Annotated in this window: 18 protein-coding genes; 12 read left to right on the plus strand and 6 right to left on the minus strand. The window is 39.3% G+C overall.

Annotated elements, in window-relative coordinates; translation table 11 throughout:
* Window positions 1–119: 119 nt before the first annotated feature.
* Window positions 120–2,525, minus strand: a complete 2,406-nt coding sequence (locus L6773_RS07550; RefSeq protein ID WP_237853260.1) for an ABC transporter permease — start codon at window positions 2,523–2,525, stop codon at window positions 120–122.
* A 320-nt stretch (window positions 2,526–2,845) separates the two neighbouring features.
* Between L6773_RS07550 and L6773_RS07555 the strand changes: the two genes are divergently transcribed.
* From L6773_RS07555 to L6773_RS07595, 9 genes are all read left to right on the plus strand, one after another.
* On the plus strand, window positions 2,846–4,711 hold the full coding sequence (locus tag L6773_RS07555; RefSeq protein WP_237853261.1) for a PAS domain S-box protein: 1,866 nt from the start codon (window positions 2,846–2,848) through the stop codon (window positions 4,709–4,711).
* Window positions 4,671–5,093 (plus strand): response regulator, encoded by a 423-nt coding sequence (locus L6773_RS07560; RefSeq protein WP_237853262.1) that lies wholly within the window; start codon window positions 4,671–4,673, stop codon window positions 5,091–5,093. The genes L6773_RS07555 and L6773_RS07560 overlap by 41 nt, the downstream gene beginning before the upstream one ends.
* Before the next feature lies 1 nt (window position 5,094).
* Window positions 5,095–5,775 carry a response regulator gene (locus L6773_RS07565; protein ID WP_237853263.1) on the plus strand — a complete coding sequence of 227 codons (681 nt, stop codon included), beginning with the start codon at window positions 5,095–5,097 and terminating at the stop codon, window positions 5,773–5,775.
* Window positions 5,772–6,464 carry a LytR/AlgR family response regulator transcription factor gene (locus tag L6773_RS07570; RefSeq protein WP_237853264.1) on the plus strand — a complete coding sequence of 231 codons (693 nt, stop codon included), beginning with the start codon at window positions 5,772–5,774 and terminating at the stop codon, window positions 6,462–6,464. The genes L6773_RS07565 and L6773_RS07570 overlap by 4 nt, the downstream gene beginning before the upstream one ends.
* A 112-nt stretch (window positions 6,465–6,576) precedes the next feature.
* Window positions 6,577–8,259: a hypothetical protein gene (locus L6773_RS07575; RefSeq protein WP_237853265.1), complete on the plus strand. Its 1,683-nt coding sequence runs from the start codon at window positions 6,577–6,579 to the stop codon at window positions 8,257–8,259.
* A 21-nt stretch (window positions 8,260–8,280) separates the two neighbouring features.
* Window positions 8,281–9,318 (plus strand): HlyD family secretion protein, encoded by a 1,038-nt coding sequence (locus L6773_RS07580; protein ID WP_237853266.1) that lies wholly within the window; start codon window positions 8,281–8,283, stop codon window positions 9,316–9,318.
* A 273-nt stretch (window positions 9,319–9,591) separates the two neighbouring features.
* Window positions 9,592–10,887: a nucleotide sugar dehydrogenase gene (locus L6773_RS07585; protein ID WP_369431531.1), complete on the plus strand. Its 1,296-nt coding sequence runs from the start codon at window positions 9,592–9,594 to the stop codon at window positions 10,885–10,887.
* A gap of 36 nt (window positions 10,888–10,923) precedes the next feature.
* Window positions 10,924–12,300, plus strand: a complete 1,377-nt coding sequence (locus L6773_RS07590; RefSeq protein WP_237853268.1) for a TackOD1 domain-containing metal-binding protein — start codon at window positions 10,924–10,926, stop codon at window positions 12,298–12,300.
* Window positions 12,293–13,603, plus strand: a complete 1,311-nt coding sequence (locus L6773_RS07595) for a glycosyltransferase family 2 protein (protein ID WP_237853269.1) — start codon at window positions 12,293–12,295, stop codon at window positions 13,601–13,603. Before L6773_RS07590 ends, L6773_RS07595 begins: the two co-directional genes overlap by 8 nt.
* 39 nt (window positions 13,604–13,642) lie before the next feature.
* Here the strand turns inward: L6773_RS07595 and L6773_RS07600 are convergent, their stop codons facing one another.
* Window positions 13,643–14,314 carry an FAD-binding oxidoreductase gene (locus L6773_RS07600; RefSeq protein WP_237853270.1) on the minus strand — a complete coding sequence of 224 codons (672 nt, stop codon included), beginning with the start codon at window positions 14,312–14,314 and terminating at the stop codon, window positions 13,643–13,645.
* Window positions 14,315–14,635: 321 nt separating this feature from the next.
* On the minus strand, window positions 14,636–15,517 hold the full coding sequence (locus L6773_RS07605) for an alpha/beta hydrolase (RefSeq protein WP_237853271.1): 882 nt from the start codon (window positions 15,515–15,517) through the stop codon (window positions 14,636–14,638).
* Window positions 15,518–16,187: 670 nt separating this feature from the next.
* Here L6773_RS07605 and L6773_RS21715 point away from each other — a divergent pair.
* On the plus strand, window positions 16,188–16,436 hold the full coding sequence (locus L6773_RS21715; protein WP_369431495.1) for an SRPBCC domain-containing protein: 249 nt from the start codon (window positions 16,188–16,190) through the stop codon (window positions 16,434–16,436).
* 66 nt (window positions 16,437–16,502) lie between these two features.
* Here L6773_RS21715 and L6773_RS07610 read toward each other — a convergent pair whose 3' ends face one another.
* Entirely contained in the window at window positions 16,503–16,961 is a 459-nt protein-coding gene (locus L6773_RS07610) for a hypothetical protein (RefSeq protein WP_237853272.1), read from the minus strand.
* A gap of 287 nt (window positions 16,962–17,248) precedes the next feature.
* Here L6773_RS07610 and L6773_RS07615 point away from each other — a divergent pair, with 287 nt between their 5' ends.
* Both L6773_RS07615 and L6773_RS07620 read left to right on the plus strand, forming a co-directional pair.
* Window positions 17,249–20,290, plus strand: coding sequence for a T9SS type A sorting domain-containing protein (locus tag L6773_RS07615; RefSeq protein WP_237853273.1), 3,042 nt, complete (start codon window positions 17,249–17,251; stop codon window positions 20,288–20,290).
* 195 nt (window positions 20,291–20,485) lie between these two features.
* Window positions 20,486–23,002: a family 10 glycosylhydrolase gene (locus L6773_RS07620; RefSeq protein ID WP_237853274.1), complete on the plus strand. Its 2,517-nt coding sequence runs from the start codon at window positions 20,486–20,488 to the stop codon at window positions 23,000–23,002.
* A 48-nt stretch (window positions 23,003–23,050) separates the two neighbouring features.
* Here the strand turns inward: L6773_RS07620 and L6773_RS07625 are convergent, their stop codons facing one another.
* Complete coding sequence (locus tag L6773_RS07625) at window positions 23,051–24,283, minus strand: hypothetical protein (protein ID WP_237853275.1); 1,233 nt, start codon at window positions 24,281–24,283, stop codon at window positions 23,051–23,053.
* Window positions 24,284–24,404: 121 nt separating this feature from the next.
* Entirely contained in the window at window positions 24,405–25,727 is a 1,323-nt protein-coding gene (locus L6773_RS07630; RefSeq protein ID WP_237853276.1) for a glycosyltransferase family 2 protein, read from the minus strand.
* Window positions 25,728–25,729: the final 2 nt, after the last annotated feature.

The raw sequence follows: 25,729 nt of genomic DNA on the forward strand, positions 1-25,729 counted from the left end.
ATGAACCGCAAGTTTAAGCTTACAAAAATGAATCGGTTCAGAATTCAAGAATAAACGTAGCCCGTCAATATCTATGAGCTATTAGAGACTAAAATTGCATGGATTGAATCTTCAAGAGCTTACTCCGTTTTTATACTCCTGACCGGATTCATAAAAGCGGCTTTGAGGGTTTGCCAACTAATGGTAACCAGTACAATGCCAATGGTTGCCAGGGCAGTAAATACAAAAATCATTGGGCTAATTTCCGTTCTGTAAGCAAAGCCCTGAAGCCAGTTTTGAATGAAATACCAGGAGATTGGTATTGCCAAGAGGAATGCTATCCCGATCAACTTGAGAAATTCAACAGACAGCAACCCTAAAATGTTAGGTACAGTTGCACCCATTACTTTTCGAATGCCAATCTCTTGTGTACGGCGTTCAGCCATATAAGCCGACAGGCCCAATAAACCCAAACATGCAATAAATATAGCTATGATCGTAAAAGCCGTAAATACAGCCCCGAGCCGTTGCTCTTCCCTGAAAAGTTCATCGAAGTCATCATCCAAAAACGTATAATCTACCGGCTCACCACCTGAATACTCATCCCAGGTAGATGTTATCATATTTACGGCATCCCGGGGATCTTCCGACTGAAAGCGGACGATCATCTCATTCGCAGTTTCGGTTAATACTATGGCCAACGGCATGATTTCGTCTCGCAGGGATTGGAAATTAAAATCTTTCATGACACCAATTACATCATATACCCGATTGTCATTGCCCGGAAAAATAATCTCTTGACCCACCGGATCTTCAAGCCCGAGTTCCTGAACTGCTGTTTGATTAATGACAATTGCTGAAGAATCCGTTGGAAAATCTTCGCTAAAGTACCGGCCCTCTGCCATCTCAAAACCAAGAGCTTCCCGGTGATCGTGATCGGCATAGTACATTGCCATAATGTAATCGGAATCTGTTTCAGGCCGTTGAAACACAGTTACATTTTGAGTGCCGGGAATGGTAAAGGTCGTGTAACTTGCAGCGAGAACACGAGTATCTGAAAGTAGTTCTTCTTTAAAGGGTTCCCGGTTATTATCCAGGCGGGAGGTATTTGTAAGTACGATGGACTGCTCTTTGTTGAATCCAAGGTTCTTATTTTGCATAAATTGCAACTGCTGATTTACCAGGATCGTGCACGCAATCAAACCGATGGAGATAAAGAACTGGCCTACAACAAGCGTACTTCTGAAACCACTACTTTGAGCTCCTCGCCGAACTCTTCCTTTTAAAACATCAACAGGACTAAAACTGGTCAGATAAAACGCCGGATAGCTGCCCGCTATCAATCCAATGATGATAATGAGACCCGACATCGTTCCAAGAAACCAGGGCTCGGTAAAGATTTGGAGTGTCAGCATTTTACCGGAAAGGGAATTAAACCAGGGTAAAATAAGGTAGATCAGAAATACAGATAAAATAGCCGCTAACAGTACATAGAGGATAGATTCGAAGAGAAACTGAGTCATCATGCTGTTTCGCTCTGCACCGAGAGTTTTTCGCAAACCTACTTCTTTTGCCCGTCCTGAAGCACTCGCCGTGTAGAGGTTCATAAAGTTGACACAGGCGATCAAAATCAGGAAAAATCCTATTACTGAAAAAATATAAACATAGGTGATGTCACTTGGAGCCTTGAACGCTGAAACCATCCCCGAAGCGTGCAGATGCAGATCTAAAATCGGGAATGCAAAATAACCATACTGATTCCCCTGTGCTTCCATCTGCTCTATTGTGGCTCCCATAAACTGCTCCATTTGTGGGCCTACATACTTTGTAACCAACTCATCAAATGATTCCTCAATCTCTGATATGCTTACATTTGGATTTACCTCGAGGTAGGTGTTGATGCTGTTTGAAAGCCATTGTGTGGAGCGACTGTAATCGATAGAGCTAAAGGAAAGTAAAATATCGAACTCAAAATGGGTATTGTGAGGTGGATCGGCTGTGATTCCGGTTACCTCGTAACTGCTCTGATCGTTTCCAACTGAGATTGTTTGTCCGATTGGGTTTTCACTGCCGAAGTATTTCGTTGCAGCCGACTCTGTCAGAACGACTTTATTCGGACTATCTAATACCGTTTCCGGATCACCCTGCATCAACTCAAATCCAAAAAAGTCAAAAAAGGTTGAATCAGCCCAGTAGACACTTTTCTCTGTAAATACCTGGTCATCTTTTCGAAATACAATATCTCCTGCGTTATATGTTCGAGTTACACTTTGAATCCCCGGTGTTTCTTCCAGGATAATACCTGCCATTACAGGAGGTGTATGTATTCCCATAATTTCCTGGTTCCCCATTTTACCGTCGAGACCTGCTACATACTTGTTTTCGATATTGGGATGAAACTGATCGTAACTCAATTCATCCTGAACATAGATGATAATTAAAACACCTGCGGTAATACCGATTGAAAGACCTAATAAATTAAGAAGTGAATAAAATTTCTTATTCCGGATATTGCGAAGAGCAATTTTCAGGTAATTTTTGAGCATGTTGTTCCCTTACATCTTAGTGATCTACATGCTGCATTACGGATTCTTGGATTCGTGGTTTCAATTCTGAATCACTAAGATTTTTTTCAAAACTACCTTATGTACTTTATAAGTCTAATGTTTTCTTATATTTGAGAAATATACTTGCTGAATCAAAAAAGTTATCATTTGAAAGTTCTATTCAATTTGGTGAAAATGTTTAGAAATTCATTCTGCATTCTTTCATGTAATAGAAAATGAAGATTACTTTATTTTGCCTTTTCTTCTTCTTTTCATTTTAATAATACAGCCTATCATCATAAAATATATTAATAACTATTATGATCAGGAATATTCGCAACATATTTGAGCAGGTTTCTGATGTTGTATATGCATGTGATCTCAAAGGTACTTTGATCTTTGTCAATAGATATACGTGCAATTTTTTAGGGGTCTCGGCTGAAGAAATTCTAAATAAACATTTCACAGAATTTATTTCTGATGATCAAAAAAATGTCTTAAAAGCTCAATTACGAAGTAAATCTCTGGATGATCTGAATGGGTTTTACAATGAAATTAAGCTTAAAACAAAATCTGATAATGATCTATGGATTGGACAACGAATGCACCTAATTCGTGATGACCAAGGTTCACCCTCTTATCTATTAATGATCGGGCATTTAATTTCAAAGTTAAAAAGCCAGGAACTCTCACTTCGTGAAACTGAATTAAAACTAAAGACAATCATTAACTCTGCCTTAGATGCAGTGGTAGTTATCGATCAAGAGGGACAAATTACAGAATGGAACACTCAGGCAGAATCCATATTTGGGTGGAAAAAAAGCGAAGTTCTCGGAAAACGTATTTCAGAAACGATCATTCCCGACCAACATGTAGAAGCTCATGAAAAAGGAATGAATAACTATATGAAAACCGGGCATGGGCCTGTTTTAAATAAGCGAATAGAAATTATCGGGAAAAAAAGTGATGGCTCTATTTTTCCTATTGAGCTCGCTATCATTCCTAATAAAATAGGAGGTAAACATTTTTTTAGTGCATTTGTACGTGATATCACTAAAAAAAATGAGCAGGAGCAAGCTTTAAAAGAAAGTGAACAGCGCTGGCAAAAACTGGTAAATAATCAACCCGAAGCAATACAAATCACAAAAAATGCAGTGGTTGAATATCTGAATCCTGCAGGATATGAATTATATGGGGTAAGCGAACCGGAAGAAATTATAGGGAAAAATTTACTGGAAGTTACATCCCCAAGTAAGAAATCAAAGTTTAATGAACGTCTTTCAAAATTAAGTAAAGGGGAAACTCTTACTCCATTGGAATTTGATATAACAACATTAAAAGGTCACAGAAAAACGATTGAGGTACGATCAACACCGATTGTTTTTAAAGGTGAAAAAATGATCCAGACAATAGCCAGGGATATCACAGAAAAGAAAAAGAATGAACGGAGACGGGAAGAACTTCTCTCACAACTAAAAAAAGCAAATGATAATCTTAGTGAATTTGCTCATGTAATATCTCACGATCTGAAAGCACCTCTTAGAGCTATTAGCTCCTTAAGTGAATGGCTAATTGAGGATTATGAAGACAAACTGGATAAAGACGGGCGACAAAGCCTGCAGCTTCTCATACAAAATGTATCACGAATGGACCAACTTATTGATGGCGTGCTTTCCTATTCGATGGCAACTCAATCACAGGGATTACATGAACAGATTCAAACAAAAAATCAAATCCAGTCTGTTAAACGCCTGTTGAATATTCCTAAGAATATTACAATAGAATTGAAAGGTGATTTCCCGTTAATTGTTTTTAACAAATTTCAGTTCAGGCAAATAGTGCAGAATCTCTTATCTAATTCCATTAAATTTATCGGTGCAGAAGATGGCCGCATTGAAATCCAGTCTGAATACTTAAAAGAGAAACATTCTTGGTTGTTTAGCTTTAAGGACAACGGGCCGGGCATCTCCGAAAATAAAGAAGAGGTTTTCCAATTATTTAGCAGTTACTCCGATAAGAAAACCGATTCAACCGGTATTGGTCTTTCCATTGTTAAAAAAATATTGAATGACCACGGTGAGCGGATTTGGTTCGAGAACAATAAAGAAAATGGAGTAACTTTTTATTTTACATTGAAAGAACACTATGACACATATGAAAGGGCTGAAATCGATTTTACTACTTGAAGATGATGCTATTGAAGTAAAAAAGGTTCATCGTGCTCTCAAAAAGTTAGATATACCTAATAACCTTGTGGTTTGCAGAAATGGTGTGGAAGGTCTCAATTGGTTGTCATCTAACCCGGACAATTTACCCGGCACAATATTGCTGGACCTTAGTATGCCAAAAATGAATGGATTTGAATTTCTGGACCGTATTAAGCAAGATTCAAAATATCGGAAAATACCAGTTGTAGTGCTAACTACATCAAATCACCAGGAAGATAAACTCCGAAGTTTTGACAAGCAGGTGGCCGGGTATATGGTAAAACCTGTGCGATATAGTGAATTTGTTAAAATGCTGAAAACGATTAAATCATATTGGAACACAAGTGAATTAGCCTATTGATATGCAGATCCTGTACGTTGAGGATGATAAGTTCGATCAGCTTGCATTTAAAAGAATTCTAAAAAAAATACCATCGATATCAGTTGATATCGCTACTTCGCATCACGAAATGAGAGAAAAAGTGGAGGTCAATGCATACGATATTATCATCAGAGATATTTACCTGAATGGAGAAAAAAATCTAGACACTCCTGGCAATATACCCGTCTATTTTACATCTGGATCTAAACCTGTATTGGAGCAACTATCAAAAAAATCCATCGATTCAAAGTTTCTTTTGCTGAAACCAATTAGTCTTCAAGATGTTCAAAAAATTGTAACCGACTATACAAATATCTCTACTGAACCAGATTTTTCACAAATTGATGAGTGGGCAGATGGTGACGAGCATTTTAAAAATGAGCTTATTACTTATTATTTGGATGAAATTCCCAGCCAAATTCAAAAAATAGAAGAAGTCGCACTGGAGGGTGACTTGAAAAAACTGGCGGACTTGTTACACGCTGTTTTGACTAAATTAAGAACATTCGGTTTTCATGACCTTGTGAATAAAGTATCGAAATTAGAATATGATGCACGAAACAACGATTTAGCAATATCTGTTTGCAATCAACGTCTTGAACCTATCATAATAGCCCTCCATCAAACAAGGTTAACGCTAAGAACCAAGAGAATAACATGAAATGTATCATTATAGACGATGAAAAGATTGCACGTGCAGCTCTGAAGAAGTTATGTGAAAAAGTTGATTTCCTGGAGTCCGTTGCCGAATTCAACAATCCACTTGAGGCGATTGACTTTTTAAACAAAGAAGAGATCGATCTTGTTTTTTTAGATATCCACATGCCGGATTTTTCAGGCTTTGACTTTTTAAGCAGTGTAAAAAATGTACCTGAGGTTATAATTACCACCAGTGATGATAATTTTGGAGTTCAGGCATTTGAATACGATGTATCCGACTATATTCTGAAACCGGTTAGTACACCCCGATTCATTAAGGCTGTTAACAAAGTACGTGACGAAAGGATGTCTGCTGAGAGAAATGAGCCGGATTCAAAAGAGAAGCACATTTTTATCAACGTGAATTCCAGGTTGGTTCGACTAAATTACGATGATATTCTCTTTATGGAAGCCCGTGGTGATTATGTTCAGATTCAAACTCCCCAAAAAAAGCATCTTGTTCATGCAACGATGAAACGTTTTGCCGAAAAACTCCCGCCTAATCGGTTTGTACAGGTCCATCGCTCTTATATTGTAAATATCAATAAGATTGTTGATATAGAAGACAACAGCATACTCATTGCAGAGGAGATCATTCCTATCAGCCGATCTAACAAAGACGAGCTCTTAAATCGACTAAATACAATTTAAAAAATCGGTTCATCCATCCCTTATAACCATTGATCGTTTCTAATCTGCCATTCAACGAAAGATCCTGAATGGTACATACATCCTGGTGTATGTTTAAAGAAAAATAAGATCAATGAAATATTTAATTCTCTGGATGAGCCTGGCAATCCTGCCCGCAACTGTTTCGGGTTCTAAAACGGATAGCAACGAGTTTCTAAACGCGTTATTCAACTTTGGTTTAGAGGTAGCCGTCAATAATTCAGCTACTGAAGAGCGTTATCTAACCGAAAGTGACATTTATCAACAAGACATTGGAATTCAGTGGAGTTCATCTGTTACCCGACGGATTGGAGATGCCTCAGTAGATCCTGACAGTATTTTTTCAGGAGGCAAAACGTTTTACCGTACAGGGGTAGACTGGAATATTCTTGAAGGGGGATGGTTTTCCAACAGAAATAAAGCTGATTATTTGCAATATCAGGCAAAAATTGAACGCCGTTTGCAGAATCAGAAAGCTAATGATCTTGCCTACTATAAACAGTTCTTGTTTGCCGATTATCTTTTCAATCATCGACTGGCCGAAATTTATTCTCAAAGAAAAGAACTGCTTACATCAAAAAAAGAAATAGCTTATGAACTGAATCATGATCGAATTATTCAAAATGAACCGCTTATTGAGATAAGGAAACGGCTGGATGAAGCAGAACTCCAATTATCATTTTATCAATCCTCTTTAATCCGGTTTGAAAATCAATTTTCGAGGGAGCTATCTAACACAAATATTAAGAATGGATTGCCCGAACTCACAAATCTTCCTGATTTACAATTAAACGATCTCCTTAAAGATCTGCCTAGTATCACACCCGGCACAGATCTGCTTCAGCTTAAGAAAAGGCAACTCGATATTGAAAACAGCTGGTGGGCAGACACGAAACTAACCGCCTCACTGAATTACAATTACCAGGTTCCATTTACCGGGGACGCCCGGCAGTATTCCTCCGCAAGATTATCGTTACGAATTCCGATATCAAGTCTAACGAACCGTAGTGAGCGTAAAGATCTGCTTTCTGCCAAAATCAGGGATCTTGACCAACTCCATAACAGTCAGCAGGAACATACGCGCAAGGAGCTTATGACACTTTATCAAGAATATAGATATAAGCAGAAACAAGCAGGCGACCTGAAATATAATCTCCAAAAAATAGATGAACAGCTGAGAGTACACCAACTAATCGAAGAGTCTGTCTCTACAAAAGTAAGTGAATCTATTCACTTGATGAATGATGACCGATTGGCTGTACAATCTGAGCTACTCAAGGTTCAGCAGGATGCTTTAAAAATTCTGTTAAAAATAAATCTCCTGGTACCAGATACTGATCTGCGAACCTACCTACTCATCTCCCCTGATACGCATCCGGCTCTTAATATAGCTCTCTTTGAATTAGAAAAAATCCAAGACGCAAACTGGCAATTGATTGCTGATTATCTAAAAGGAAGTAACGTCAGAAATATTATTCTTCATGGAGATGGAAAGAGAAAGCATGAGCTCTATGATTTTTTTGGTGGTCAGTCATTCCGTGTTTCTTTTTTAGTGCATGAGGATGCAGAACGAAACCAAAGTCTATTAGAGGATGGTTTTCATCTCATGATTGGATCTAATTTATCGAACAATGACTTTCAATTTCAAAATGGTGATACAGTCTATCTCGCTTTTCATAATAATGAAGCAAAGGGATATGTAGGGCTTATCCCCAAACCTGGATTTATCCCTGCATCTGTTACCATCCCACCATCCGAATTTTATTCACAATTTTAATTTTAAAACAAAGAGAGTAACATGAAAGAGTTTACATTTTCTTCCGGGAATGCTGCTATCCGGCAGCTCAAGGAGTTGCCAAAACCCAAAAAAAAGAAACTTAATACCGACCGTATTCTGTTTTTGGCTCTTCTGGCAATCATCCTCATCTACGTATTGGTAAAACTTTACCAGGGTATCGCATTGATCCAGGTTGATGGCATGGTAACCATGGACAAACTCTCGGTAAACTTTTCTGAGGATATTCGAATCTTAGATATTAATATCCGGGAAGGCGCCGATATTAGTCACGGAGATACCCTGTTTACCTATCGCAACCAGTATTTCGAGAATGATGCCACTTACTTCTCTATGCAGGTATCAAATCAGGAGCGAATCAATCGTGACCGACGCCAAATTGAAATGGATATCAGGCAAAAAGAAGCAGAGCGAGATTATCACTTGCAGACTGTCGAAATGCTTACAAATGAATCTAATGAGACGGCTCGTCTTGTTGCATTAGCTGTCTATTCCAAAACAACGTATGAACAAGCCAACCAAAGACTTCGCCGAGCTGAAATCGATCTCCGGAAAACGGAAAAAGAATTACTCATACTTAAACAAGAACGAGAGAAAATATTGCTGTCAGAATCTTCAAACATAAATCAGTCAATACCTGATGGTTTTCAGAATACACGTGTTTACAAGGCTCCTTTTAATGGCATTGTGGGACAGATATCTGTACAAGAAAATGAAATCTCTTACAAGGCAAACGAAGTACTTACCATCCATCAACCAAAGAAGACAAAGATTCAAGCTTATTTTCCTCAATCAGCCATTGACTATATAAGTATTGGGGAAACAGTTGAACTTTCATTTCCAAACGGAGAGACCCACCAGGGAGTCATTGAACAATACTATATAGCCACATACGAACTTCCGGATGAATTCCAAAAGAGCTACGAACCCACCGAACGTGGAATATTGGTTGATATCCTTCCATTCAAGAATTCAGACGATAATGACTGGAAGAAATTTTACAAGATGAGTGTAACGGTTTCGGTAGGAAGATTCTTTTAAGTGAAATAAAATTAGAGTCTTATCAAGCTTCGAAATAAACGTTTCTCTCATTTCAAATGGTCTGCAAAAACCACTTAACCCAGATTTTTTACCACTTATCGACAGTAACTGTTTATTGATCGAGAATATCACTAAAACCTGTTAAAACAACGTAGATTACATTAACAAAAAATTTAAAACTGATAATAAATAGAAACAATCATGAACAACACAGCAAAAACAATACAAACAGTCAATATTGACCAGAAAAGAAAAAGCCCTGTAAAGTATGATATGAACCTTTTTCAAAGGCTGGAATCAAACAAAGCTAAACTTGCAGTTGTAGGATTAGGATATGTTGGACTTCCGATTGCACTGGAATTTGCAAACCGATATTCCGTTCTCGGATTCGATATCAATGAAGAACGAGTAGAGATGCTTAACCAACATATGGATCCATCACGTGAACTATCGAAAGAGAATTTTAAAAATAAGAAGATTAAATATACCCACCGGTTAGATAGAATTGAAGACGCGCAGTTTTATGTAGTGGCAGTACCCACTCCAATTGATTCATTACGAGAACCAAATCTCACCCCTTTGAAAAAAGCAACAGCTTCTGTAGCCAGAGTTTTGAAGGAAGGTGATTGCGTAGTTTTTGAATCTACTGTCTACCCCGGCTGTACCGAAGAAGTTTGTGTACCAATCCTTGAGCGCATTTCAGGCCTCAAATTAAATGAAGATTTTAAAGTAGGATATTCGCCCGAACGCATCAATCCCGGTGATAAAGTTAACACGGTAACCACAATCACCAAGGTCGTGTCCGGAAGCGATGAAGAGGCACTTGATATCATTGCAGATGTATATAGCAGCATCATCAAAGCGGGAGTTCACAAAGCCTCCTCTATTAAAGTTGCCGAAGCTTCAAAAATTATTGAGAATACCCAACGAGACGTCAATATCGCCCTGATGAATGAACTTTCTGTGATTTTTGAGAAAATGAATATCAACACTCATGAAGTGTTAAAAGCAGCCGGAACAAAGTGGAATTTTTTGAATTTCTTTCCCGGCCTGGTTGGTGGGCACTGCATCGGTGTAGATCCATATTACTTAGCCCACAAAGCACTTGAACTGGATGTTGATCCTAAAGTAATTCTTTCTTCCCGACATATAAATGATTCCATGGCTCTGAATATAGCAGACCGGGTTATTTCAAAGCTTATTGATAATGGAAAATCTCCACATGAATCGAATATCCTGGTGAAGGGAATTACATTCAAAGAAAACGTAAGTGATATCCGTAATTCTAAAGTAGCTGACCTTGTAAAGAAACTCCGTTTAATGGGTGCCAATGTAACGGTTGAAGACCCGCATGCAGAGCCATCTGAAGTTTCTGATGAATATAATATTCAAACAGTACATAAAGCAGAAGGATCCTATGACATCGTAATTATTGCAGTAGCTCACGATAAATACAATGAGGAAGATCAGGACTACTATCGATCTATTTCCAATCAGGATACAATTTTCTTTGATATTCGCGGAACCTTTGAAGCTCAAATTCCACACGGAATTTACATGAGCCTCTAATTCCTCCAAAATTTTCAAACCTATCAATTCAAAAAAATGCTAGAATTAGCAAAATCTAAAAAAGAAGGTCGTCGGTCATTACGATTAGACGGTCTTCATATTCTCTATCTTTATCATCACTCTGATGTAAAACGTGAGGATGCAAGCCATGCTGATGCTATAGTCGTTCAAACTGATTCTGAGTTCGAGGCGATGGAAACACTCCGTGAAGTTAGATCGGATTCCAGCCGAACAATCTCACTAAAACCGGTTTTTGTAAGTAGTTACACAAATTGCGGTGAGAATATACGTCTTCTTTTCGATGGAACGTGGACCGAAGAGCACCCTGAAAATCAACTTCAATTCATTCGAAAAATTACAGGCAGTCTAAAAAATCTTAACACAGAAGTGCATGAACTTGATTTTAGACGAGCTCTGTCACAACGGATTTGTCAGTATCTTTACAGCAGGGTCACAACTCTTCAACCTATACGGGCCAGATATGTTAACACCGGTTATGCCTACTCATTTATCAGTTCTATATTTAAGTCTTCAGAAGGCTTAAAAGCAATTGACCTTCTGGATGAAATGCATCAAGATGGATATGTAGATGGGCAAAGAAATGAAATTATTCAATCTTGCAACCATTGTTCAGGAGGATACTTTAACTACCGCGAATGTTGTCCTTCTTGTGGTTCTCCCGACCTGCAGTCATCCGATCTTATCCATCATTTTGTATGTGCTCATGTAGGGCCTGAGGATACTTTCAAAAATGACGACCGGCTTGAGTGTCCGAAATGTGATAAAGAGTTACGTCATATAGGGATCGATTACGATAAACCTTCCTCAATGTATACCTGTCGATCTTGCAGGAATCAATTTCAAAACGCAACGGTAAAAGCTCTGTGCGTGGACTGTGGAAACGATAATGAACTCTCCATGCTGCATACTCGATCTATAAAAACCTACTCAATAACTGCAAAAGGGGAGTACTTAGCCAAATTTGGTTATAAGGGAGAGCCTGCTCAGAAAACAGAAGAGAATTCTTCCATACTAAATCCGGAGATTTACAAGCTTTTCCGCAAACAAGAGCTTTTGAAACGCCAAACAGGTAGTGCATCACCATTATTTGAAGCTGAACTAACCATTTTGGCTAACATTGTAGACCGATTTCATGTAGAAAGAAGAAAGATGCTGCAGCAAGAAATTTGCAGCATATTGACACATTACCTGGAACCTACAGATCTGATTTGTAGTGAAAATCCATACAGTTACACCATCCTTATGTGCAATTCTGATACCAAAAGGGCACATCTTACCAGCGATGTCATTAACAATAATATCAGCCGGCTTCTTGCTGATGGACTTGATATCAAAGATCAAACCGTAAGGTTAAAACTAACTGATATTTCTGATTCCAACGATAATGCCTGATCAACTTATACCTGAATATATCCAATATTGGCTCGCCGGTGGATGGGGGAAATTTCTCCGGGTATTCTGGTATTTTGCAATATTCGAGTTCACCCGATATATCATCATAGATTACATCATTGCATTTATCCATTGGGTAAAGCGTGAGGATTATGATGATCGCTATAAAGCAGGCCGCCAGGCTTTATTTTCTGAAAATCCACTGATTTCGATCATTATCCCCGGTAAAAATGAAGGGAGACACCTTTATAAACTCACCAAATCATTAGAGGAGCAAACCTATCAAAATTTTGAACTTATCATTGTTGATGACGGCTCTGATGACGATACCCCGATTATTGGTAAGAATCTTGAAAAACTGGGACTCATTGATAAGTTTATCCGTAACGAAGTAAGAGGTGGCAAAGCCTCTGCAGCGAACCTTGCTTTACAATATGCAACCGGAAAGTTTATTGTTCACCTTGACGCAGATTGTTCGTTTGATCGTGATGCAATTGCACGGGTGGTAATTCCATTCTACTATGATGAGAAGATTGGAGCCGTCGGTGGTAATGTAAAGGTGCGTAATTATCAAGACAGCCTTTGCTCCTCTCTTCAAGCCATTGAGTATTTAAAAACTGTTTCTGTTGGCCGGATTATTACTTCTACTCTGGGTATTTATAAAATTGTTTCGGGAGCATTTGGAGCGTTTCGCCCTGAAATTTTGGATAAAATTGGTGGATGGGATATTGGCCCCGGATTGGACGGAGACATTACTGTTAAAATTCGAAAGTGTGGTTATAAAATACATTTCGAACCAAAAGCAATATGTCTTACAAATGCACCCGATTCTTTTAAGGTCCTCACCAAACAACGCCTTCGATGGGACAAATCAATTATTCGTTTCCGTGTTAGAAAACACAGGGATGTTTACTTTCCGAACGCCAATTTTAACTGGAAAAACTTCTTCTCTTTGTTTGAAAACGTGTTCTATAATGTAATTCTAGATATTACATGGCTTATTTATATGGCCGATATTTTATTGAATTATACCTCTTCTCTTGTTTATATCATCCCAATGAATATTACACTTTACGTAGTGATGGGTTACGTTCAGATGGGTAGTATTATGATCTTCACTGAACGCCGAAATCAAGAAAAAAAGCTGTTCAAGTATGTTCATTTAATGAGTATCTATACCGGTCTTTACCTAAGAATTGTAAGGACTATAGCATACTATCAAGAATTCTTCTTTAAAAGGTCGTATGAAGATGCTTGGAATCCGGTAAAATCTTCTTCAAAGGCCAAGCTGCATGGACTTTAACGGGACCTGATACGAACTAAAATGTAGGAGGTAAAGTGATCACTCTTCAAACACTAGACTATCCGGTTCGGCTCCGAGCTCTTTCAAGTACTTCATCATATTTTCGTTGAATTTCATCGGGCCGCAAACGTAAAATGGCTGGTCGTAATTATCGATCTGTTCGGCCAAAAAATCTTTGTCAATGAATCCATCAAGAAACATATGTCCTTCAGCGTCTTTATCTGTCAGAACCGATACAAAATTATCGCCAAGCATCTCCTCAAATTCTTCTTGGAGAATTACATCTTTGGCTGTTTTATTGGAAAAAATTAGTGTGTTTCCTTCCAGCTCTCCCTTTTTGTGAAGATCTCTAAAGATCGCAATAAATGGTGTTACTCCCGCACCACCCGCAAGGTAAACTCCCGGACCTTTGTATTGAATGGTGCCCCAGGGATCATCAATAATAAATTCGTCTCCCACTTCCAGTTTGCCGATTTGATTTGTCACACCATCATGATCTTCATATATCTTAATTATGAATTCCAGATCAGGGTCTTCATTCAGCGAAGTAAACGTAAATGGCCGTTTTTCATCCTCCCACCCCTCTTTGTTGATGGAAGCTTCCGTGGCCTGACCCGGTGTAAATGAGTAACCCTCGGGTTTTTCAAACGTAAACTTTTTTACGTCGTGTGTAACTTTTTCAATTGATTTTATAGCAACTGTATAGCTCATAATCTGTCTGGTATTTCATTTTTTTGTTTCCATTAATTAAAGAAATCTCAGCGAAGATTCGTTCAGTTACATATCTGAAATTCAGTTTACACGAAACTTGACTTTCAAACTGAATATTTATCCTGAAACAGAACTACCCGTTTAACCGGTAAACGGTATCCAAAAAAATCCTGTACGCATTTAACGTTTAACAAAGAAGTGATCTTACAACATCTATATCTCCGATGGCATCGGGTGGAACTCTTTCACATTGCAAGGTCAGTTCGAAAAGAAAGCTTCAAGGACCTTCAAATGCTTTTATATTCTGAACTTATAATAAAGCTATCTTTGAAACCGGGCACTTACAAACTCGAGAACATCAGGCAGAGCTGTTCGCCAATAATCCCATGTATGGGCACCATCTCGAACCCTGAACTCAGCACTGATTTCATTTTGAACCATCATATCATATAATGCTAAGTTTCCGCGGATTAGAAAGTCGTCATCTCCGCAGTCTATGTAATAATCCACAGATTTTATGGCTTCCTGATCTCCATTTTCCATGATCTCAATGATAGAGTTTTTATAATAATGATCGGTCAACCGGTCTTCACCCTCTAATGCCTCTCCAAATGGGGTTCCTAAAGCGTTATCCCAGTTTTCCTGGGGCATGCCTGAAATTTCTTCATCTAAAAACACAGCTGCACTTAAAGGCGCGGCAGCTATAAAAAGTTCTGAATGTTTGGTTGCCATAATGAGTGTACCATATCCGCCCATGGATAGTCCAGCTACCGCCCGAAACTCTTTTGTTGCCCGCGTTCGGTAGGTTTCATCCACATGCGGTATCAGTTCCTGTGTAAAGAAATCTTCGTAATTCACTGATCCATCATGGTTATTGATATACCAACTTACGCCGGCATCGGGCATTACGATAATCATATCCGTAACGCTCAAACTTTCGCTCGCTTCATCGGCAATTTGCTGAACCTCGCCAAACTGCGTCCAGCCAATTTCATTATCAGTATATCCGTGAAGAAGATATAACACAGGATAGCTTCTGTTTGACTCTTCATAACCGTTAGGCAGGTAAATATTGTAGTTTACATTTTTATTCAGTACAGAGCTTTCAATCGCAAGGCTTTCGTGAATGGTACTTGTTTGAGCCGGTAAAACTGCAGGCAAAAGTATAAATAGAAACAGATAAGAAAATATTCGGTAGAGCATAAATAGTCTAGTTGTTAGAGTTTCGATGCTAAAGGTAGTTTTTTCGCTGTTGATTCAAAAAAGAAACATATTTCAGAACTTAATCTTACTTTTGGCTGCTCCAAGTGAAATCATGATATTTAGCCGAATGGCTATCTATCAGCCCTGAAAGTCCTATTATATTCAATCATTTAGAATGATAAATGATGTTAGACAAAAAAATATACGCACTTTCTTATACTACCCTAGATCCATTCTTGGCCGTCTCGCTAAATAAAAATATTCGGGCAATTAAATTGCCGAGTCTTACATAATGTATTATGTCGCTTGCTACTGTATCTAAACACATTAAAGTGTTAAAAAAAGTTTATCTCATCATTAGAGAGAAGGTAGTGCAAAGTTATAAGTCCTATACAAATTATGAGCCGTTGGCCGAAGTGGTGAAACTTATCAAAGAGTAGAGCACATTTTGGAAGGAGAGATTCGACGAACTGGAAAATTTTATCTCGAATAACAAGGAAGAAATATAAAATTCAAACACATTAAGATTACAATAGATGTGAATAATGATTCTGCATTAACTGTGTCTAACTGATTGACTCTGATAAGTAAACAATTTTAAAGTATTGACCGGATAAAGAAGTGATGAAAAAAATGGTTTTTTGCCCGAACCGATGGCTGGTATGAATCTGTGAAAAGTGAAGCTAAAGTGGATGAAACTGCCAAATATATATACGATGAAAACGATACTTATACGCATACTAGTGATTGTAAAGAGATCATTCCCTTTGAAAAGATAGTGCTTACCTACAATTCCCAATCTGTCCAAGATACTTTTATTGCAATCACTCTAACGTCTATAAGCAATACCACTGAAGTAAAATTAGTACACGAATTTATTCCGAATCTGGAGATGATCGAAAACCATATCAAAGGCTGAATACTTATTTTTGAAAGACTGGGTAATATTACTACCGGTTAAGTTTTATCCATAAAATACTCGTTACTAAGGTTCCTTATTAGCACCGACAGGTTTATCAACCCGAATATTATATTCGTTACTCTCGACCTTTCCATTTTCGGCAAGAATTTTTATATCCAATTCAAACCACTGCTCATCCGTTCCGAAGCGAAAGCACCAGTCGAAAGAAACAGAGCCGTCGCTGGGATTAAATTGGCTTGATAAGATATTGTTTTCTTGATCTTCACTATCCCAAAGCAGGTCAAATTCAATTCCGTCGATTTCAATTTCATCGGTTGCTGAATACTCAATGTCAAAAAGAAATTCAGACGCCAGTGCGCCCAAACCAATATCACATTCATTCAGACTTAATAACGAAGGGGTTACATTTGTGATCTCAATAGAGATGTTGCTCGAATTTGTCGAGTTATCCTTACATGAAACTGATGTAAGCACCAAAACAAAAACTACTAAAACAATTGTTATGTAGTGTATATGTTTCATAATTTTTTTATTTGTTGATGGTACTGGCATTATGAAATGCGTAAACCAGGCAGAATCTATCTCACCTTATAGCCCTTTACTGCTAAAAATTCTGATAAAAATGTATACTTTGACCAAAATTTAAATTACCCGAGTTAAGATTATTGTATTCAAGATTATTCCCGTTCATCCTATTATCTTTATAAAAAAAACTTGAGATCAAGGTTTCAATTGAATGATTATAAATATCTAATAACTTTCAAGTGAACTTTTATACACTGAAAAATTTTTCGTAAAGATATCAAGGGATGAAAAAATTCTTTTTTGGATACCTAATTTTATTTTTTTTCAATACGTCTCTTTCTGCACAGGTGATTAATAATATTCCGCCCAATGAACCAAACACCCGCTTTACGGATGATCTCCCTTTAATCTCTATGCGGCCGGGATTATCCATTGCCGGTTTTTCGAATGAAGGAAAAAGTGGTTTGGGGCTTGCACAGATTTTGAACAATGCGGCAGCCTCCGAAAGTAGTTCAACATATCAGTTGGTTACAGAGATTTTAGACAAGGCGAAAGAACCAATCTCGCTAAACCCGGAAACCGATCAGATAGAATACACAACCAACATCCTGCAGTACATGGCATTTGAAGCTTTGGCGTCAGTTGTGTTAGAACAAAACGGTATCAACTCAGAGGAAGCAAATAGTGCCTATGGACTAAATATCCGTGAACACTCATCCATAATGACGGCATTGAAAAATGCTCTCACAACTTTAACTAAAAATGATAAACTGGCAAGAAAAATCCCCGGAAATGAGCCTTTTGACGACTATCTAAATGCGATTCGATCATACAGCAATACAGCCCGTGCACTAGATCTCTACCTGGCTATCGAGAATGCTTATCAACATTATTCCCTGGAAGAGTCATTCCTCCTAAACGAACAGGAGAAGAAAGGTTTGATGAACCGGTTCAGAGCTGATATTGATATACTTTTTAACGAAGGATTGAAAAGAGAATACAGTGCAGGTGATCTTTTTTCTGTTACGGAGGATAACCTTGAAGCCGGAAATCGGCCACTCAAGGGATATCTTGCCCTCGCTTATGCATCTATGAGTGCACAGGCTACAATGCAAGATGACCAGGATCTATTGGACGGATATATCACTACAACACGAAGAAAAGCCAGTGAGCCTTATGAGGACCAAAGAGGACTATATTGGATGTATCAAACCGCAAATGGCAGCCGCTTTTGGGCCGAGGGCCCGTTTTATTTTGATTTTGTACTGAAAGACGCCATTATATTCTGGCATGCAATTCGGATCAATGAAGATCTGGATAACTCGTTCGATCCTTTTTTTAACGACTGGTTTCTGAACCCTGTTCGCTGGCTTGCAGATCTGTCCACACCGGATGGGTCCCTCCCCCCTCTGGATGATAGTAACAAACGTCCAATTCAATCAGCGAATTTACTCAGGTGGAATGAGGAATATGGAGATAGCGAGATTGGCAATACATTCTCCACCATTTTTGACCGCGTGTCTGAAAATCATGGAGAGACCTTTACGGAAGACCAATTCTACCTGGTGGAAGCCGCAATTCCAATCAATGATATCGGTGGTTCCGAAGTTGAGTCTCAAACATACCCTGCAGAGCAACAACTTGTACTTCGCCATACTGATAGATCAAACCGGCAGCATTATCTTGCATTTGTGGGCGAAAAGGGAGAGGCTGTTACCAGCGGCGAGGGGCACGAACAGCCCGATCAATTACAACTGCTCTACTACATTGACGAATATTCTTTTTTGGTTGATGGCGGATACGACAGCGGGAATCCACAGACAAACAGCACGTGGAATGGGTACCAATACACGAATACCATGCAGTATAATGCATCGAATATTGAAGCAACATTTGATTTTGTTACTTATCAGAACGAAGGTGGACTCGAAAGCCCCTTTGCATCCATTGCTGAGGCCAGAAAAGTGAGCGAGCATGATGAAGCGGAAATAGATTATCAAAATCCTGCCCCAAATGTTGAGTTATTGTCAGGCAAGGTAGAGCTGAATTTCGAATCACCAACCGAATCGTCTTCTACCTATCATCGATCCATTTTATTTGTGAAGGGCGAAGATCCCTACCTGGTTGATATCAATGATATAACAGCCGTTTCGGGGCGCAATGATTTTGTGATGCGGTACTACGGCAACAGCAATCAAACCTCTACAAATAATGATTGGTTCTTTTGGGATTTTTCAGATCAATCCTTTACGAGTCCCACTCACCGCCTCTTTTTATTCACGGTTCCATTGTCTGGAAATTATTTCGAGGAGAATGAAACGGTTCATATCCAGGAAGCTCAAAACCGAATAAACGGAGAAAAACAGCCATATCCCGTTATAAGAAAGTCTTATCTCAGTGAACAGGAAAACGATCGGTTTGCAACTGCAAGTATCCTGAAAATACTTGAAAACACTCCAACATCTGAGCCAGAATTTGTATCAAATACGGGTGGGTTGAGTTATCTCACATATCCATTGAACTCAGAGACAATTGACCTGTTTGTTTTTGCAGCTGATACCTCGGAAAATGATCGTTTGGTTAACATTCAATCCGGCCCGCTGAATGAAAACGAAATATTTCTCCGGGCCAATCAAAATATTGGGTTTTCAAGGTTCAGAATAGAAAATAATTCATGGGTACAGGATTCTGATTTTACGGTTAACATGCGTTCCAGTACAGCACCTGATATCCCCAATAATCTCACCGTATCAATTGAAGATGGTACTTCAGGACCCGCAGCTGTCTTGATGTGGGATGAACCCGGGGGGGATATCTCTTTTTATGAAATCTGGAAACAGTTGCGAGAACGAACCGATCAGTCCGAACAACCCGCTGAAATAGTCGGCAGATCTGAAACAAATAGTTTTTCGGATACCTCCATTAACAATCTGCCGCTCGGCGAGTTTGAACAACGATGGTTTGTAAAAGCTGTGAACTCAGATTCACTGGTATCATTACCCTCTGATTACACGGATTGGATCTATATCGATCCCTCGGCTCCACCCGAGGAGTTCAAACTGTTTAATCCCTTTCCGAATCCCATGCAGGAAACAGGAAATATCAGATATCAGCTTGCTGAACAGGCCGATGTAAAACTTCAACTTTTTGATCTTTTAGGGCGCGAAATCAAATTATTGTTTCGTGATTCTCAAACCGAAGGAAGCTATATAAAAGAGTGGGATACAGGTGGAATCTCATCGGGTATTTACATTCTTCGGCTGTCCGCAACCTCCGGATCTGGTTCAACCTTTCAAAAAAGTGTGATGGTGAGTGTGATTAAGTAATGAACTTTGATCCCCCGGCTGCTCGATGCTTTTTGGGGCTGGAGAGTCCCTAAAGGGTACTCCAAGAATTCGGCAGCTTAAGTGCATTCAGCAGCCGCTCGTTAATCAACAGCCAAACAATTCCCGGCTTCAAAGCATTGATTTTTTGCTTATTATCATATCTTCAAAGAATTCCCGACTGATCGTTTCGAATTTATGATTCTCACATTTTCATACCCTAAAAAGGTAACTCCAAATCTGCTCATGGCAGCTATGGTGATTCTGCTTGTTGCGTTCGGCTGCCGTTCCAGCAAACCCATTGTGGAACCGGTTGAAGAGACTATTCCGAGTAGCAAAGAAACTATATCAAAAATACCGGATTCATCAACTTTAGACGCCGAATCTCTCAAACCAAACCGGGAATTCCGGGCTGTTTGGGTGGCCACTGTTGCAAACATCGACTGGCCTTCGGAACCCGGCTTAACAGTACATGATCAGAAAGAGGAGATGATTGACATCCTGGATCGTGCTGCTGCACTGAATTTCAATGCCCTCATTTTCCAGGTTCGGCCTGCGGCGGATGCACTCTATCCCTCACCCCTTGAACCCTGGTCGTATTACCTGACGGGTAAAATGGGCCAGCCGCCTTTGCCGGCTTATGACCCTCTTGAGTTCGCCGTTACTGAAGCCCATAAGCGGGGACTTGAACTTCATGCATGGTTTAATCCATACCGGGCGGGACATCCTTCTGATAAATCTAAAATTTCCCCTGATCACATCAGTAACATTCAGCCCGACTGGGTTCATCAGTATGGCGATTATCTCTGGCTCGATCCCGGTATTCCTGAAGTCCGCCAACATACCATTGATGTAATTTTAGATGTGGTCAAGCGATATGACATTGACGGAGTTCATTTTGATGATTATTTCTATCCATATCCGTCCTACGCCGATGGAGCCGATTTTCCCGATGACAAGAGCTGGCAGAAAGCGCTTGAAAATGGAACCAAACTTTCGCGAAAGGATTGGAGAAGAAGCAATGTAGATACGCTGATGAAGGAATTGTCGGAAGAGATCAAACAAGTAAAAAAGCATGTGAAATTTGGAATCAGTCCGTTTGGAATCTGGCGGCCCGGATATCCCGAAAAAACAACCGGGTTTGATGCCTATAATGAACTATATGCAGATGCCCGTCTCTGGCTAAAGGAGGGTTGGGTGGATTATTTCACACCTCAGATCTATTACAGGATGGACCAGGTTGGGCAGCCGTTTCCCATCATGCTGGATTGGTGGGTAGAGCAAAATGATCATAACCGCCACATTTGGCCGGGTCTTTATACGAGTCGAATCCGCACCTCATGGCCTGCAAACGAAATCACCGGTCAGCTTTACACCTCTCGAGCTTTCCCGAATGTTACCGGTGCCGTTCACTTCAGTATGAAAGCGTTTATGGAAAACCCTGATGATTTCAACCAAATAATTGCTGCCGGGCCAAATGCATATCCATCTCTTGTCCCCGCCTCCACCTGGATATCTGACCAAGAACCGGCTGCGCCCTCCGTTTCTTTTTATGATTACAACTCCTACTGGTCCATTAAGCTTGAGCCCCAAAATGGGGACGATATTCGATGGTGGGTTGTTCGAACGAAATTTAACGATCAATGGGAAGTTGAATACTATTCAGCATCGCACAGCGAGATTGAATTTTTTGGATGGGAAGGAATGAAACGACCATCAGAAATTATCGTTTCCGGTGTAAATCGTACCGGAGTTGAAGGAGAGCTATCAGAACCGATAAAAACAGCTACTTATGAAGCAGCTCGGCTGGATTCTATAGAGCTACCCAAAAATTTCATAAAGCGAGAGGATTGGGCTGATAAAGAGCCTTTGGGATACGATGCAAACGCTATTAGAAGAAACCTGACGCATGGAGACACTCTTCAATTTCGAGACTTCAGCCTTATTCTCTCTCGGATGTTGAAATCCACTCCCTACCCGGGACACTTTATGGGAATCTCTTCCGAGGAGGAAACAGACAGCACTGATATTCACGAAAGTGTTACGGTTCAACTCTATCGAAATGGTGTTAGCGAGCAGTTTTTACTTCAACCCGGTGAAGCGATGAACTGGTACGGATATCACATCGGGCTGATTGAAACAAATTTTGACAGTGGAATAGCTCAATTTGAAGTTGCAACGGTAACATCGCTGCCGGTTGACAGGGCGTCGGCTCTGAGCACCGGGTCAGCTGAATACAGACTTCGTGTGCCCCACGCTATCAATAAAATTACATTGCATCATTCTGGCAGTGCCGAACCCCTCGATCCTGAAGACGATCCGGTTCAAATATTGAACAATTTGTTTGAATGGGGTGCAGAAGACCGTAACTGGTGGGATCTGCCTTATCATTACCTGATCGATCTGAGTGGTAATATTTATGAGGGCCGTGATGCTAACTATGCAGGCGAAACGAATACAACTTATGATCCACGCGGACATTTGCTAATCAGCGTGATGGGCAATTACAATCAACAGGAACCTACAGAAGCTCAGATCGATGCTATTGCACAAATGATGGCACATGCTATTCAACAATATGGTTTGTCTGTTGATGATATCTATGGGCACGGAGACTGGGCTGAAACTTCTTGTCCCGGAGATCATCTTCAGGAATACCTGAATAACGGAGTCATAAAAGATAAGGTGAAAACGTTAATAAGTTCTGGAAATTAAAAAAGGAACCACTTTCTAGTGGTTCCCCAAAATCTGAAATTTCTAAACTTAATTAATGCTGAAAATCAGTACACCGTCTTGCCCCTTCGCGACGTAAAGGTGATCATCAGTTGCAATAACATGATTAATAGGAGCATCAGTGAGCTCACTAAAATCATTTAGGTTCAAACTCTCAATTAAGTCAGGCCCCTTACCTTGAAAACCATTTGGCAAATCATAAATATCGATAAACTGGCCATCATCGGATGAATTTGCGGCATAAACGTAAAGCTTTTTATTCTTTCCGTTTTCACCGTTATTATAGCCTGTCAAGCTCACATAATACTTTCCATTATCTTCTACCCATTCAGTTTGCCCGGCTGGATTAAGTGCCGCCCATCCATATTCATTTAATGCAACGAGGACAATATTGGGATCATTATTATTGAAATAATTCAATCGCGCGATTCCTAAATCAGTATCAAATTCATCATTATTTGTCAGGTCTAAAGTCCACTGAAATCCATTATAACTTGGATTTACTCGTCTTACATTCCCTTTAAGGTCAAGAGTAAATACCTGATTCTGGAATCTTGCACCAACAGAGCGAAATTCAATTCCACCCCCGGCTGGAAGAACTTCTTCTGATTCTAAATTCTTATCAAAACGATAGAGATCATCAAAATCAGAAACTGCATATACATATTCTCCATTCGCAAAATTTGATACATCTATGCTTTTTGCCACGTTGCCGGAAAGTCCAACATTCTCTTCAATTTCCGCATCATCCGGATCCATTTTAATTACCCAAGATTTTGGAGCGCCTTCACTTTTTCTGGGTTGGGCTCCAGCTACATAAAGAGCATCCTCTTCGGGATCATAGACAACTTCCTGAACATCAAAAACATCACTTTGGAAAGAGTAAGCCGATTCTAATACATTGCCATTGCTTGCATTTACAATATCAATGCCACCGCCAAAATCTCCCTGATAAACTTTGTAGCCTATATAAACCGTGTTGTTATGCAGGTATAAATGACTGGCCCTTGTTTTATTTCCACCAACAACAGGAGACTCAATGGTATAGTCTAACGTAAGATAGTCCGTTGCATCTTTGCCTGCTGATACTTCTGATGATTTTGCAGCAGTATTGTGATCAACTATACGATTTACAACATCATCAGTAACTGTAAAGACTTGCTCTTGGTCCTGAACCTCAGTAGAGTCAACAGAAAACTCACAGCCTGCCACTACAACAATCACTAAGATCAGAAGTATTTTAAAAAGATTTTGCGCACTCATTTTGATATATGTTTATGTATTCCCGTTAACTCTCGCATCTATACCAAAATAAGTAAGTGTACTTGATTAATCATCAATCTTAAAAAGATCTAATGATCACACTGGATAGAATTCAATCTGCCTATCTGTTACTAAATATTGTATTTATTCTGTCCTCGACTTCTCTTGCTGCTTTTGATGTTTTTTCAGGATTCCACTCATCCTTATAAGAATCATGAAAGAATAATTCTTTGATATACGCATATGTTCTGACAAATCGAATATAAAAACCGGTATAGAATGTCATCCCGGGAATGTATGCCAGCAGCCTAACTTTATCAGATTTGTTGGATGAAAGAATTGGTACAACACCAAATTCAATAAATTTAGAAACTGTATAAAGTATCGATCCAGCTACAAAAACATATAATATTTGAGGTGTATAATGGATCAAGATATCAAAAAGATAGATCCACCATAAAAAGTTGAGTACAAAATTATAAAATACATTATCAACCACGGCCAAAAAGTCGATCAGTCTGAACTGGCTGGAAGGGAAGAGAAAATCCCTGTGTTTTCTGAAGCGAAATCGTACCAGGGACCGGCTCCAACGAATTCTCTGTTTTGTCAATTTCCTAAAGGTTTCGGGTACATTTGTTAAGCAAACGGCTTTAGGAGTGTATTCTACTTTATAACCAATTTTCCGGATCTTTAATGTTATATCGCCATCCATTCCCGGCCCTACATCCCAACCCCCAATCTCTTTGAGCACATCAGTTCTAAACACCCCAAAGGCTCCGGATATGACCCGTAATATTCGAAGTGAACTGGCCACCATTCTTCCAACAGTAAAATTCAATAAATACTCTACACTTTGAAAATTGGTAGCAAGGCTATCGCTGCTATTCCTAACCTCCAATGTACCACCAACAGCGCCAACATTTTCTTCTTGATAAAATGGTATCAATACCTCTTCAATTGCATCACGATAAAATGAACTGTCAGCGTCTAAATGCACTGCAAATTTCCCCTTGGCATATCTTAACCCCAAATTTGCGGCTGATGCCTTTCCGCCGCGCTCATCATTTCTCAAGAAAAGATCAATTAATCCTTCTTTTTGCATTTTGCGCCCAATGATTGCAGATTCATCATCTGAGCCATCATCAACGATAATTAACTGAAAATTTTGGTAGGTTTGTTCTTCTAAGGAGCGAACCAATCGATAATAATTGGCTCCTTCATCCTTGCCGGGTATGATAATTGTGATTAAAGGATGGTCAGCCCAAAGTTTCTCTCTTGCATCTTCATAGCTCTCTTTATTAAAAAAACTGTTTAGCTTAAATATGAGTAGAAAAACATAATCGAGTAAAATGTATCGCGGAAATTCAAAAAGAAAATAGAACCAAAAAATACGGATAAATCCACTTACCCCTTGTTGATTCCAAAATTCTAAGAATTCCACCATAG

It is taken from the genome of Rhodohalobacter sulfatireducens (assembly GCF_022012475.1).
Taxonomy (GTDB): Bacteria; Bacteroidota; Rhodothermia; order Balneolales; family Balneolaceae; genus Rhodohalobacter; species Rhodohalobacter sulfatireducens.

Coding starts and splice junctions, on each gene's coding strand:
- L6773_RS07550 (WP_237853260.1), bottom strand. CDS start 2,525: ATGCTCAAAAATTACCTGAAAATTGCTCTTCGCAATATCCGGAATAAG.
- L6773_RS07555 (WP_237853261.1), top strand. CDS start 2,846: ATGATCAGGAATATTCGCAACATATTTGAGCAGGTTTCTGATGTTGTA.
- L6773_RS07560 (WP_237853262.1), top strand. CDS start 4,671: ATGACACATATGAAAGGGCTGAAATCGATTTTACTACTTGAAGATGAT.
- L6773_RS07565 (WP_237853263.1), top strand. CDS start 5,095: ATGCAGATCCTGTACGTTGAGGATGATAAGTTCGATCAGCTTGCATTT.
- L6773_RS07570 (WP_237853264.1), top strand. CDS start 5,772: ATGAAATGTATCATTATAGACGATGAAAAGATTGCACGTGCAGCTCTG.
- L6773_RS07575 (WP_237853265.1), top strand. CDS start 6,577: ATGAAATATTTAATTCTCTGGATGAGCCTGGCAATCCTGCCCGCAACT.
- L6773_RS07580 (WP_237853266.1), top strand. CDS start 8,281: ATGAAAGAGTTTACATTTTCTTCCGGGAATGCTGCTATCCGGCAGCTC.
- L6773_RS07585 (WP_369431531.1), top strand. CDS start 9,592: ATGAACCTTTTTCAAAGGCTGGAATCAAACAAAGCTAAACTTGCAGTT.
- L6773_RS07590 (WP_237853268.1), top strand. CDS start 10,924: ATGCTAGAATTAGCAAAATCTAAAAAAGAAGGTCGTCGGTCATTACGA.
- L6773_RS07595 (WP_237853269.1), top strand. CDS start 12,293: ATGCCTGATCAACTTATACCTGAATATATCCAATATTGGCTCGCCGGT.
- L6773_RS07600 (WP_237853270.1), bottom strand. CDS start 14,314: ATGAGCTATACAGTTGCTATAAAATCAATTGAAAAAGTTACACACGAC.
- L6773_RS07605 (WP_237853271.1), bottom strand. CDS start 15,517: ATGCTCTACCGAATATTTTCTTATCTGTTTCTATTTATACTTTTGCCT.
- L6773_RS07610 (WP_237853272.1), bottom strand. CDS start 16,961: ATGAAACATATACACTACATAACAATTGTTTTAGTAGTTTTTGTTTTG.
- L6773_RS07615 (WP_237853273.1), top strand. CDS start 17,249: ATGAAAAAATTCTTTTTTGGATACCTAATTTTATTTTTTTTCAATACG.
- L6773_RS07620 (WP_237853274.1), top strand. CDS start 20,486: ATGATTCTCACATTTTCATACCCTAAAAAGGTAACTCCAAATCTGCTC.
- L6773_RS07625 (WP_237853275.1), bottom strand. CDS start 24,283: ATGAGTGCGCAAAATCTTTTTAAAATACTTCTGATCTTAGTGATTGTT.
- L6773_RS07630 (WP_237853276.1), bottom strand. CDS start 25,727: ATGGTGGAATTCTTAGAATTTTGGAATCAACAAGGGGTAAGTGGATTT.